Origin of the sequence: Niallia taxi (assembly GCF_004005475.1) — a bacterium.
Taxonomy (GTDB): Bacteria; Bacillota; Bacilli; order Bacillales; family Cytobacillaceae; genus Niallia; species Niallia taxi.
Map to the genome: position 1 here is coordinate 201,671 of NZ_RZTZ01000006.1, position 13,206 is coordinate 214,876.

10 protein-coding genes are annotated in these 13,206 nt (G+C 32.9%); all 10 read right to left on the minus strand.

Features of this window, described 5'->3' with window-relative positions; translation table 11 throughout:
* Positions 1-12: 12 nt before the first annotated feature.
* The 10 genes from EM808_RS16665 to EM808_RS16710 all read right to left on the minus strand — a co-directional run bounded on the left by EM808_RS16665 (position 13) and on the right by EM808_RS16710 (position 13,175).
* Positions 13-1,452: an MDR family MFS transporter gene (locus EM808_RS16665; RefSeq protein ID WP_127739326.1), complete on the minus strand. Its 1,440-nt coding sequence runs from the start codon at positions 1,450-1,452 to the stop codon at positions 13-15.
* Positions 1,453-1,689: 237 nt separating this feature from the next.
* A complete protein-coding gene (locus EM808_RS16670) occupies positions 1,690-3,096 on the minus strand; it encodes an MFS transporter (protein WP_127739327.1) in 1,407 nt (468 codons plus the stop codon).
* A 325-nt stretch (positions 3,097-3,421) separates the two neighbouring features.
* Positions 3,422-4,393 (minus strand): sugar phosphate isomerase/epimerase family protein, encoded by a 972-nt coding sequence (locus EM808_RS16675; RefSeq protein WP_127739328.1) that lies wholly within the window; start codon positions 4,391-4,393, stop codon positions 3,422-3,424.
* Positions 4,393-4,851, minus strand: coding sequence for a C-glycoside deglycosidase beta subunit domain-containing protein (locus EM808_RS16680; protein WP_127739329.1), 459 nt, complete (start codon positions 4,849-4,851; stop codon positions 4,393-4,395). The genes EM808_RS16675 and EM808_RS16680 overlap by 1 nt, the downstream gene beginning before the upstream one ends.
* Before the next feature lie 31 nt (positions 4,852-4,882).
* The gene (locus EM808_RS16685; RefSeq protein ID WP_127739330.1) at positions 4,883-5,992 is read right to left on the minus strand and encodes a Gfo/Idh/MocA family protein; all 1,110 of its coding nucleotides are present in this window, start codon (positions 5,990-5,992) and stop codon (positions 4,883-4,885) included.
* A 264-nt stretch (positions 5,993-6,256) separates the two neighbouring features.
* Complete coding sequence (locus EM808_RS16690; protein WP_127739331.1) at positions 6,257-8,761, minus strand: GH39 family glycosyl hydrolase; 2,505 nt, start codon at positions 8,759-8,761, stop codon at positions 6,257-6,259.
* A 462-nt stretch (positions 8,762-9,223) separates the two neighbouring features.
* Positions 9,224-10,348 carry a Gfo/Idh/MocA family protein gene (locus EM808_RS16695; RefSeq protein WP_127739332.1) on the minus strand — a complete coding sequence of 375 codons (1,125 nt, stop codon included), beginning with the start codon at positions 10,346-10,348 and terminating at the stop codon, positions 9,224-9,226.
* A 42-nt stretch (positions 10,349-10,390) separates the two neighbouring features.
* Positions 10,391-11,296 (minus strand): sugar phosphate isomerase/epimerase family protein, encoded by a 906-nt coding sequence (locus EM808_RS16700; protein ID WP_127739333.1) that lies wholly within the window; start codon positions 11,294-11,296, stop codon positions 10,391-10,393.
* Positions 11,297-11,559: 263 nt separating this feature from the next.
* Positions 11,560-12,027 carry a methylglyoxal synthase gene (locus EM808_RS16705; RefSeq protein ID WP_127739334.1) on the minus strand — a complete coding sequence of 156 codons (468 nt, stop codon included), beginning with the start codon at positions 12,025-12,027 and terminating at the stop codon, positions 11,560-11,562.
* 98 nt (positions 12,028-12,125) lie between these two features.
* The gene (locus EM808_RS16710; RefSeq protein WP_205685864.1) at positions 12,126-13,175 is read right to left on the minus strand and encodes a Gfo/Idh/MocA family protein; all 1,050 of its coding nucleotides are present in this window, start codon (positions 13,173-13,175) and stop codon (positions 12,126-12,128) included.
* Between the last annotated feature and the right edge of the window lie 31 nt (positions 13,176-13,206).

Sequence of the window (13,206 nt, forward strand, 5' to 3'; positions counted from 1 at the left end):
TCCTATTTTTTATTACTTATTTAATGAGCCTAATTCTTCTGTAGGTTTTACTTCTTCATTTACTGTGGTTTCTTTTAATTTAAATGCTAATAAAAGACCAAGCCCACTTATAATTGTTACAAAAATGAAAGTGACAGTTAATGCATCCTTTTCTGTTTCTAATCCGCTAAGACTTGAGTTTTTGGCTAAAGCTGTATATAAACCTACAATAAGTGAAATACCGATAGAACCCGCAATATTAGTTAAAGTACTATATACCGCAACACCATGTCTGTACAAATGTTTCGGAATAGCATTCATTGCTCCTGTTTGTACTGGTGTCATTAGGAATCCTGTCCCAATCATTCGTAGCGAATAGAAAATAACAATCATCCATAAAGTTTTTTCAATTCCAATTATCGCAAGTGGGATTGTTGAAAGTGTAACAATCAAAAAACCAACTAGAATCAATACTTTAATCCCCATTTTATCTGTTAATTTCCCTACAAATGGGGACATTGTTCCCATTAAGACAGCTCCTGGTAATAAAATTAATCCAGACACCAATGCTGAAGTTCCTTCTACATTTTGTGTATATAGAGGAATGATTGTTTCTACTCCAAACATCGTTGCAAAGGCAATACTAACTAAAATAGCTGAAACTGAAAATATTTTATATTTAAAAACTCTAAACTCAATCATTGGATCTGATAGTTTCAATTGTCTTCTTACTAAAAAATATAAGGAAATAGCTCCAATCCCAATCCAACTAATTGTTATAATATCTCCCCACCCTAATGTACCTATTAGACTTAAACCATATAGGATTCCAGTAAAAGCCACTGTAGATAAAACTACTGATATTACATCAATTTTTGTATGTTTATTCGTTACGGTCACATTCTTTAAAATAAAAAAGGAAGCAATTAATATACATAATACAACTGGAAATGTTCCAAAAAATAAGTATCTCCATGAAAAGTAATCAATGATTGCACCAGCAAGCGCAGGGCCAATTGCGGGTCCAAAGCAAATGACGAGAATTAATAATCCCATTGCACTGCCCCGATTTTCATTTGTTGTAATTTGTAAAATAATATTTGAGACAAGTGGCATTATTAATCCAGCCCCAATAGCCTGAATTAGGCGACCTATTATAAGGATGGTAAAACTATTTGCAATTCCTGCTAAAATGGTTCCTATTAATAATGAAATAACGGCCGCAAAGAATAATTGCCTAGTTGTAAATCTAGCAATAAAAAATGCGGATATTGGTACAATTATTCCACTTGTTAGCATAAAAATGGTAGTTACCCACTGTGCTTTGTTAGCATCAACATGATAATCCACCATTATTTGTGGAAGAGCAGTGATCAAAAAGGTTTGATTTAGTACAGCGACAAAAAGTGTCACTAGAATTAATGCCAATAATACGTTTCTTTTATATTTCGTTTGTCGGATTTCATTTTCCATTCTTTACCTCTCTCCTTAAGTTGAATTTTATTCAACATTATCTGTAATTTATTTTAACTTCTCACCTAGGAAAGGGCTTTCTAATCTTTTGACAATTTCCTTTAAATTTTTATCCACACTACAAACCCTTTGTATATAGATTAAAAATTTATATGTTATTTTTATTCTAAATTCTTTTTTAGTAAAAATGAAAATGCACATAACTATTAAAAGCTATGTGCATCTATCTATTATTTGTTATTCATTCACACGTTGAGCATCCAATTGCTCTCTAATCTCTCTCGTTTTATTATCATCTAATTTGTATAGAAAAACAGGAATCATAGCTAGTAAGAAACACAAAGCAGGTAATATATTTACTACCAAATTAATACCAGCAATTGCCTCTGGCGTTTGATCTGCATTCGCTACATATCCAAAAGAACCTAATAATGCTACTGTTACAGCGCCACCAAGCGCACTAGCAAATTTAGTTGCTAAACTTGTTGCTGCAAAAGCAGTACCATCTACACGTACGCCCTTTTTATACTCTAATTCATCAATTGCATCAGGGATCATAGCCATAACAATAGGTGTTCCAAATTGAGCTAATCCGAATAAGAATGTTACGACTAATAACATTGTGATATTGCTAAAATCTATAAAGTAAAGCATGATTAGAAAAATGCTTGAGAAGAAGTAAGAAATATATAACAAATTCTTTTTACCTATTTTCGTTCCAAAGCGAGTAAATAATAGGATACCAATTACTGCTCCAACCGCAGGTAGTGGCATAAATACAGCTACTAAATCCATTCTTTTGATAACATACATATAATAGTAGATTTGAACACCCATTCTACCAAAAAAGGCTGTTAATGAAGTCAATAACATGAAGAATATCAAAATAAGTGATTTACTGGATAAAACGCTTACAAAAGATTCCTTAAAAGATACTTTTGCTTTATTAATAGGAAGAACAACTTCTTTTGAATTAAAGAATAGCACATAGAAAAGTGGAACTGCAATTACTGCTAGCGTTACAGCCGTCATCGTATATCCATTTCCAGTTAAAGAATTTGCATTTCCGCCACTAAAGAATATGATTAACGGCATTGAAGCGATACTGAGTAATACGCTTCCTAGATTGGTAAAAGTCATTCTAAATGAAAATAACGCTGTTCTTTCCCCTGGATTTGGTGTCATCACTGATGCTAATGAACCATACGGAATATTAACAACTGTGTATAATGCACTTAGTCCAAGGTATGTAAACAAAGCCCATGCAATTTTAGCATCCATGGATCCAAGAAAGGCTGGGGATGTAAAGGCCAAGACACTAAATAGAGCTAAGAATGGTGTACCGTATAAAATATAAGGTCTAAATCTACCATGTTTTGATTTCGTACGATCTGCAATAGCACCGAGGACTGGATCAAACATACCATCCGCGATTCTTGAAAACAACATAATCATTGCGATAACAGCTGGTGCAATTCCCATGACATCCGTATAATAAATAGTTAAATATGAACCACTGAAACTCCAAAATAATTGGCTGGCAAAATCTCCTAATCCATAGCTAACTTTTGTTACTATTGGCAGCTTTTCTTGTTTTTCAATAACGGTTACTGGACTTTCGGTAACAACACTCGTTTTACTCATGAACTTTCCCCCTTTTTTATGTAGAAAATAAAAAGTAGAACCTTTTCTTTAAATTTAAATCTCTTTCTGATTTAAATTGTAAATGTAACCACTTACATTAGATATTGTTTTTTTACTCTGAATGCTTTAGATATTTAATCTACTTTAGTGAGTAATAAGGAATTGGTTAATAATTTATATTTTTCTTTAATATCATTGGTAAGTAGCCATAAATTCTTTCACTTCTTATATATAAATTTCGCAACCACCTATTTATTGTTAATACAAAAAAGAAGAGCCTGCATTTCGTACAGAGCTCTTCTATAAGTGAAGCATTTTTACACATTTATTTTAATTCCCCCAGAATATTACGTTCCATTTGTAAATGTCTTCTAGTCATCTCAACTGCATCAATTGAAGCTTCGTATTCAGACATAATGTATCCATTAAAGTTTGACTCATGGAGAACTTTTAATATATCAGCATATGGAATACTAGCTTCTTCAAGATGCTCATGCATGTAGTGGAATTTACCATGACAGTATTGAATATGAGGTATGATCTGTTTTAATCCCTCTAAATCTGGTTTATGGCTAAATTGTACAAAACCGTACATACCCTGCAGAGCACCAATAACAGCGCCATTTGCACCTGCTTCTAACAATTTCTTCATGGCTTCCTCTTTCGGTACATTATCGTAACGGAAGTTTGCAGCCATTTCTAATAATTCAAGTGGCGCCCCATTCTCTAGCGCTTCATCCCAATAAACTTTGTTAGGTTTTGTTGCAAAACAACCGAAATCTTGCACAAACCCAGCATAATCACTTCCTAATTTTTCAAATAATTCTACATATTTCTGGATTTTAGGTGACGATGGATTATCAGGATTATGAATTTCTACGCCTAATTTAACTCCATAGTTTTCCGCATAAGGAACTAATTTTTCAATTGCTGCTGGTGATAGATGATATTGTACTCTCATCATCTCGCAACCTAATTTATTCGCCGTTTTAATATCAAGTATTGCGGATTGAATTAACTCTTCATCCGTTAAATCTCGGTCTGAAGTAACCCCTCTATCCGCACTTGCACCGTACGATACAAATTTAATTCCATAATGATCACTCATTGATTTAAATTCTTTGACTAGTTTTTCATTAGCATATGGATATGTAGATAACATGGATGCTCCAACAAGCTCAAATCCTTCACCGCCAATTTCAGCAGCAGAACGGATACAATCTTCTAATGTAAGAATTCCTTTAACATAATCTGTTGAAAAACTAAATAAAGAAACTCCTAGTTTTATATTACTCATTAGTCCTCTCTCCTCTCTTCATTTCTTAAAGTTAATGTTTTACTACCACATGAATCTAATACTGCATAATTATGTTTTTCTGTATTTCCTGGAATGTACATGTAGGCATTACGAAGTAATAAAGTGACATCAATGTTATGCTCCCCATCCTCTAGACCACCTGGTAAATAAACTTTAATTGTAGCTGCTTCATTACAATTCCAAAATTCAGAAATAAGATATGGAATTTGTCCCATTGTAAATTCCTTACCATTTAGACAAAAATTAATATCATTCGCTTTTACTTCTTCCCCATCTACCACGATTGTTAATTCCTCGATACAGGACAAATAATGACCTCGATAATAACTTAATCGGATTTGGAACTCATATCCAAGCTTTTTTCCATTTACTAATGTATTAACAAGGCTATTGTCAACTACTGTATCAACAAAGGGTAATTTCATTACAAATGTCATTTTTTCTCCTCCTACTTACAACGATATTTTTTCATTTATTAAAAACAACTTCTTTACCAGTTTCCGCAGATTCATAAATCGCATCTAAGATTTTTGTGACGATAAATGCTTGCTCTGGCTTAACTAATGGTTCTTTATCTTCTTTCACTGCTGCTAACCATTGCTTCGCTTCTAATACCTCTGGTGAATTCGCACCACCTTCAAAGTATGCAATATTTCCTACTGGTGACTTTTTCTGTTCGACTAACATATTGTTATGTGCTCGGTTAAATATAAGTTCCTTTTCTTTTTGGCCCATTCCAGAAATAATTTGAGCACCACCTTTTGTTCCGCAAAGAGTAGTTGCTGCTTCTTTCGCATCCAATGTGTTCAATGCCCATGAAGATTCTAAGAAAATGGTTGAGCCATCCTCCATTTTGATATAACCAAATGCTGAATCTTCGACTTCAAAGGTTTCTGGATCCCATGGTCCAAATAGATTTCCTTCTGGCCCTTCCGGTAATCTGCCTAACTTATGGAATACGGATCCTGATACAGATACTGGTTTATAGTTGTTCATCATCCATAAGGTTATATCTAGGGCGTGTGTTCCGATATCGATTAGCGGACCTCCACCTTGTTGTGATTTATCTGGGAATACGCCCCATGTTGGCACGGCACGGCGGCGTACTGCATGTGCCTTTGCAAAGTAGATTTCGCCTAATTCTTCTCTTTCACATGATTGGTGTAATGCTTGGACTTCTTCTCTGAAACGATTTTGATAAGCAACAGTGAACTTTTTCCCTGATTTTCTCCAGGCCTCCATCATCTTTTGCGCTGCTTCAGTATTGTGTGCCATTGGCTTTTCACATAAAACATGTTTTCCAGCCTCAAATGCGGCTACTGTAATGGGGCTATGAGATACATTTGGCGTACATACATGTACGATATCAATGGAGTGATCTTTTAATAATTCAGTGTAGTCCGTATAAGCCTTCGCATCAGCTGATCCGAATTCCTTCGCTGCTTTTAAAGCTCTTTCTTCTATAACATCACAAAATGCTACTATTTCACATTCCTCTTTGAAATGAGATAACGCTGGGAAATGCTTGTTATTTGCGATTCCACCGCAACCGATAATGCCAATTCTTAATTTACTCATTTGTATAACTCCTTTATTTTGGTTTCGCTTACATATTTAGTTTAACTTTTATCTCTATACTTTCCCTTTTGTTTCTTAACTTTTGAACATTGAATTTCAACCTAATTTCATTAGGAATAATTCCAATAAATAATCAGAAGGTTAAAAAATAACGTGTTATTTTTAATCTCCATAACGTATGGAATGTTTATAAAGACTCTAAATATAAAAATAAAAAAAGATGAAAAATTACGATGGTAATTTTTCATCTTTTCTCTTTATATATTATGAATCACTAATGATTAGGTTTAACTCATATAGTCTTACTTCATGCGGTTGTAACTCACCTATAATCAATATATTATTTTCTTCTACAATAGTATGGTCCACCTTCATATAGGGAACACATTTTTGTTTTAAATAGTCTACTTCATCTGGCTTCATATCATAAATAGAACCAAAATTTAACCATTCATCTAAAACACTACCATATTCACGATTAATCCGTTGTTCTTTAATACGATATCTACCATTCTTAATTCCTTTCAATTTTAACGAAAGTGTTAGGGGATTATTGTTTTCGAAGATATCATATTGTTCACTTATCTCGATACTACCTTCCGGCTGAAGATAATAAGAATAATCAAAGTGTTTATAATTATAGCAAATAATCTGGTATCGATCCCCAGATTTTTTGGTAATAATATAGTTGTCCCCTTTTGAAATTAATATTTCACCTAATCGTTTTAATAGAGAAAATGAATGGTAGCTTGGTTTTCTAATACCACTTTTGGTTATGAGACCTACCCCACCATGTAGTAGGTTTTTAGAGTCTTTAAAGTCACTAAATATATCCGAACACATCCAATATCCCAACATATTAATATTATTAAGATTTAAATTGTCTATAATATTTTTAGCTATATAAGATGCTTTAAAGCAAGTATCATTTAAATAGTCCCGATTTGATATGGAAATATTCCACTCCGTAACATTTAATTCTAGATAATCATAGCCATATCTCCCCATTGCATCCCGTACCTGTTTTATTTTGTTTTTTATGTAGTTTGGATTTGTTGAAATTACATTCTTTTTAGCATTTCTATCACTCTCTGTTTCTATTGGATAGAGGTAAATAGAAAGAAAATCCGGTTGCACCTCTTGCAATCTCCATTGTTTCAAAAATAAATCTAACTTTTCTGTTTCTAAATCCATTGTTAATCCACAACCACCTACCTTTGCACCAGGAACAATCTCATTTAAGATTCTCTTTAGAAAACTGAATATCTTAAAGTATTCTGCAAATTGACTTGGGTCATGTCTACTATTTTTAGTTAAATTCTCTCCATTCGTCAGATTAATAATAGGATCAATGTTGTTACTCCAAATTTCAAAGTACCATGTTTCTACCTCTTCGATACCATAACGTTCAATACAATGTAATAAAAAAGCTCTTAGCAGCTTTTTCCATTCATCAAGCGACTTTTCATTATTTGTCTGATAAATGAGTGTTTGATGAAATGATTTTAAAACAAGTTTCGGTTTCGGTCCAAGCTCGATAAATGGTTTCAATCTATTTTTTATTAAGAAATCTAATAATTTATTAATATTTGAAAAATTATAAACTACCTGTCCATACGAATTGTCTTCAACATGCATTTCATCACTAAACATCCCCCAAAACCGTGCATAAGTAAAACCTATATCAGTCTGTAAAAGTGAAATCTGTTCCTGCATATCGGAATTTAATAAGTCTGTTGCATAACCAATATTAATAACCTTATTCCAATATTTTGTATAAGCTTCTAATTTGGATATTTTCATCATATCTATATCCATTGAAATTAATTCATTTTTCTTTTCTACTGGTGAATAAGCTTCCATATAATTACGCAGCTCAAACAAAGCTTCTTCCTTATCCACTTTATCATTACTTACTGTCTTTACTTTATCGATAATTTTCTCTAATTTACTTTTTCTATAGTCAGCAGGCTTCACCTTAAATTTATCATTGAAAACTCTATTAAAAGCTACTAGATTTGGAAAACCATTATCGAGTGCAATTCTAGTAATTGATTTTTTCGTATTAATTAGTTCATTTACAGCATGTGCAAGCCGTACTTTATTTAAATATTGTAAAAATGTTTTACCAGTCTGTTTTTTAAAAAATTTAGATAAATAAGGTACTGTTATAAATTGAGTGCTCGCAACCTCTTCCAGTGTTAATGGCTCACGGAAATTATTCTCGACATATTCAAGTATCTCCATTACTCTTTCGTTCGCCATTTCCTCAGATTGTACTGGTTTTATTTCTTGGTGCTTTCTATCCCTTAAGTAATTCAATTGAATAATAGAAATTAACTTCAATACTCTTCCCCAGTATTCTGCTATCGAAAAGTTAGATTCCTTTAAATAGACAGAAAGTACTTCCTCTATAACAGCCTTCATCTGTTGATTAGCTGCACCTGTATTTTCTAATGAAATACATTGAAAAAATAGATTCTCCTGTTGAAGAATGGAACGTATTTGTAAATAGTTAAAATGAATGATAACTATTAAACTATTTTCTCCTGAATGGAAGGAATGAAGTTCATTTGAATTAATAATAATAAAATCCGAACTATTTAATGTAAATATATTACTCTTTACCTTTACTTCTATACTTCCTTCAATCACATAAATTAATTCGATGTCTTTATGTGCATGATCCAACACATCTTTACCATTCATCACTGAAATGGATATTAATTGAGAATCTATTAAAGGTTGAGTTGTTTGAGTATTTAGCATTCTATACCCTCCACCGAATTTTCAAGTTAATATACTTACACATGTTTTAATCCAAATTTTCTTGCATTAAAATCATCTATACTTAGTTTTCAAAAAATTGCTCCATCAAATAGCACACAATTCACCTAAAAATATTCGTTATAGCGAATTTGTAAGCGGTTGATGTTCTTATTATAAAAATATTATCATCCTATCGAACATTAAACAATTCTTCATTTCAAACAAAATACCGGAACTTTATTGAAATAGACTATAACGTAAATATTATCCGCATAGTTTTTAACATGTAAATTGTGAGATTTGTCATAAACGTATGTTAAAGACGATGAAGCTAATGGAAGTTTTATTGTAAATTAAAAAGGAGAAACATTAATGTAACAGGTTTTCTCCTTTTTATGTTTACTTTATTTTTTTAGAAGGACTAATTAATCATTTCTTCTTGTTTTTATTAAATCGTCTTGCTTATACTATTTCTAATTCTTTTTTAAAAACAACTTCTTTACCAGTTTCCGCAGATTCATAAATCGCATCTAAGATTTTTGTGACGATAAATGCTTGCTCTGGCTTAACTAATGGTTCTTTATCTTCTTTCACTGCTGCTAACCATTGCTTCGCTTCTAATACCTCTGGTGAATTCGCACCACCTTCAAAGTATGCAATATTTCCTACTGGTGACTTTTTCTGTTCGACTAACATATTGTTATGTGCTCGGTTAAATATAAGTTCCTTTTCTTTTTGGCCCATTCCAGAAATAATTTGAGCACCACCTTTTGTTCCGCAAAGAGTAGTTGCTGCTTCTTTCGCATCCAATGTGTTCAATGCCCATGAAGATTCTAAGAAAATGGTTGAGCCATCCTCCATTTTGATATAACCAAATGCTGAATCTTCGACTTCAAAGGTTTCTGGATCCCATGGTCCAAATAGATTTCCTTCTGGCCCTTCCGGTAATCTGCCTAACTTATGGAATACGGATCCTGATACAGATACTGGTTTATAGTTGTTCATCATCCATAAGGTTATATCTAGGGCGTGTGTTCCGATATCGATTAGCGGACCTCCACCTTGTTGTGATTTATCTGGGAATACGCCCCATGTTGGCACGGCACGGCGGCGTACTGCATGTGCCTTTGCAAAGTAGATTTCGCCTAATTCTTCTCTTTCACATGATTGGTGTAATGCTTGGACTTCTTCTCTGAAACGATTTTGATAAGCAACAGTGAACTTTTTCCCTGATTTTCTCCAGGCCTCCATCATCTTTTGCGCTGCTTCAGTATTATGTGCCATTGGCTTTTCACATAAAACATGTTTTCCAGCCTCAAATGCGGCTACTGTAATGGGGCTATGAGATACATTTGGTGTACAAACATGTACGATATCAATGGAGTGGTCTTTTAATAATTCAGTGTAGTCCGTATAAGCCTTCGCATCAGCTGATCCGAACTCCTTCGCTGCTTTTAAAGCTCTTTCTTCTATGACATCACAAAATGCTACTATTTCACATTCCTCTTTGAAATGAGATAACGCTGGGAAATGCTTGTTATTTGCGATTCCACCACAACCGATAATACCAATTCTTAATTTAGACAAAGTAGTTCACTCCTATTTTTATATTAGATTATTAAAAAACTTTTAAACTAAAAATTGACTTAAATAGTTTTTGCTAATTTTTATAGAATCTTTTCTAGATTTTAATGACTCTTCAAACGCTTTATCTTCCACTTCAATTACTGCATATCCGAAATAACCAATATCCGTCAATGCAGAAACATATTTCCCCCAATTTACATCACCTAGCCCTGGTAGTTTAGGTGAGATGAACTGAAGGGGAGTTGCCATAATTCCAACATCATCTAAACGATCTTTGTATAATTTAATATCTTTAAAATGAATATGAAAAATTCTGTCTTTAAATTCATAAATAGGTTTTATATAATCAATCTGTTGCCATACAAAGTGTGATGGATCATAGTTCAAACCAAAATTTTTATTAGGGATTAATTCAAACACTCTGCGAAAAATAGCTGGAGTTGTCATTAAATTCTGTCCACCTGGCCATTCATCACTTGTAAATAGCATTGGACAGTTTTCAATTGCAATTTTCACACCTAATTCTTCTGCAAAATCAACAATTGGTTTCCATACATCCATCATAATTTGTAAATTTTCTTCCATTGTTTTATTTTGGTCCCTTCCAATAAAGGTGTTAACCATGTTTATATCTAATACTTTCGCAGCTTCTACACATTTTTTTATGTGCTCTACATAATAATTACTTTTTTCTGCATCGGAATCTAATGCATTTGGATAATAAGCGATTGCAGAAATTTTAACTCCTTTTTCTTCTGTATAATTTTTTATATAATTAACATCTAAATGGTCTACATCAATATGCGTAACGCCAGCATATTTTCTAAGAGCCTTTCCTTTCGGCCATGCACATAATTCTACACATTTAAAACCGTTCTCGGATGCAAAATCAATAACTTCTTCGAATGTGCATCCATCTAAAATAGCACTATTAAAACCCAGCTTCATTGATTATCCTCCTTCTTAATTGACTTATTAAACCGTTTACATTAATAGTGTACATCTAATGAAATATGTTGCCTTTTCAATATTTATTCTAGTAGCAGTATTATTTTCTCTATTTATTGAAAATTATATTTTTTCAGATTATAAATCACATAATAATTTTTAATCTCTTAATTTCTTCCATGTCATTACATCTATACCTCTATACAAAATAAAATAGATGTTATCACTGCTTCATCTATATTTATACGTTATTACTCATACTCCTATCTACCATTCATCAGAAGTTGAATTCCTCTTAGTAAAGCTTCTTGCTTTTCCAATTCTCTATTACGATCCTCATTAACAATGTTACGCCATTCCATATTTCCATTTTCTAAAGACTTTACAAGAATCTCAGCAGTTCCCATATTTGTTGCCATTGGAATTTTATACACATCTGAAAGTCTCTGAAGCTCATTTACGTCTGGTTCATGTGGTTTGGCGGTTAATGGATCACGGAAAAATATTATCATATCTATTTCATTCCTACCTACTAATGCACCAATTTCCTGAAAGCCTCCTAATGGACCAGACTGAAAGCATTTTACATTTAATTTAGTTTTTTCTTTAATTTGCTGACCAGTTGTTCTTGTAGAAAATAAGCTGTGGCCTTCTAAAAATTGTTTATATGCATAGGTAAAATTCGCCATTTCTCTTTTTTTACTATCATGCGCAATCATAGCTATATTCACTATAATTCCTCCCAACATTTTATATGAATTTCTCATATAAAATGACTTCTATTAACCTTCAATTTTATTTATTTCTGGAAAACTATTAATACCTTAAGCTACTCAAACAAGATTGCTTCTCCAATTTCCGATGATTTTCTAACGGCTTCCATCAATGATAATACCCGTCTTACCTCAGGGATTTTTATTAATACCTCCGCTCTTCCATTAATAACATCATCAATATTTTTATAGAAATCTGTCCAATCAGAATGAATTACTGGAAGTGGCTCTGTCACAATACCCCCTGGAGGAACCGGTGCGAATTGTCTAGTCGGTCCTGCTTCCGTTTCAGTTATCTGCGGCGGAAGTTTTTCCAGCATTTTTCCGGTTCTGTAAATATCCCCGTCACAAGCGAAGGTTTTGACAATCATTGTTCCTTTATCAGCACCTACTAGCCATCGTGGTTGATAGTCTAAAATATAAGTTGATAATTCAATATGTGCGGTGATACCATTATCCATTTTCATCATTATTTTGAAGTAATCATCTACTTCTTCATGCAATACATTTTTAACATCAGCATAAATTGATTTAACTTTTGCATTTGGCATTATAAATAGAATCTGGTCAATTAAGTGTACACCCCAATCATAAATCATTCCGCCTCCAAATTTTTTATAAATATGCCATTCATGCATATAGCCATTTCCTGAATGCAATTTGGATTCAATTGTAAAGATGTTACCAAGCATACCTTCTTCATATGCTTTCTTCACTGTCAACATATCTCTATCCCATCTTCTATTTTGATGACAAGTAAAAAATACTCCTGCTTCCTTACAAGCATTATCCATTTCATTTAACTCTTCAACATTTAATGCAGCTGGTTTTTCCGTAATCACATGTTTACCTGCTTTTGCTGATAATAGGCACATTTCTTTATGTAAGTGATTCGGTATTGTTAAGATAACCGTATTAATTTCTGGGTCTGCCAATAATTCCTCAGCTGTCTTATAAAGTTTATAGCCCATTTCTATTGCTTCCATTTGTTTCTTTTCCTCAATGTCACAAACAGCCACAATCTCAACTCCTGCTCTTGGAGCATTTTGCGCATGCCATTTACCCATCCCGCCAAAACCAATTACACCCAATTTAACTTTCATCATTATTTCACTCCTTTTAAAACATTTTTTACAT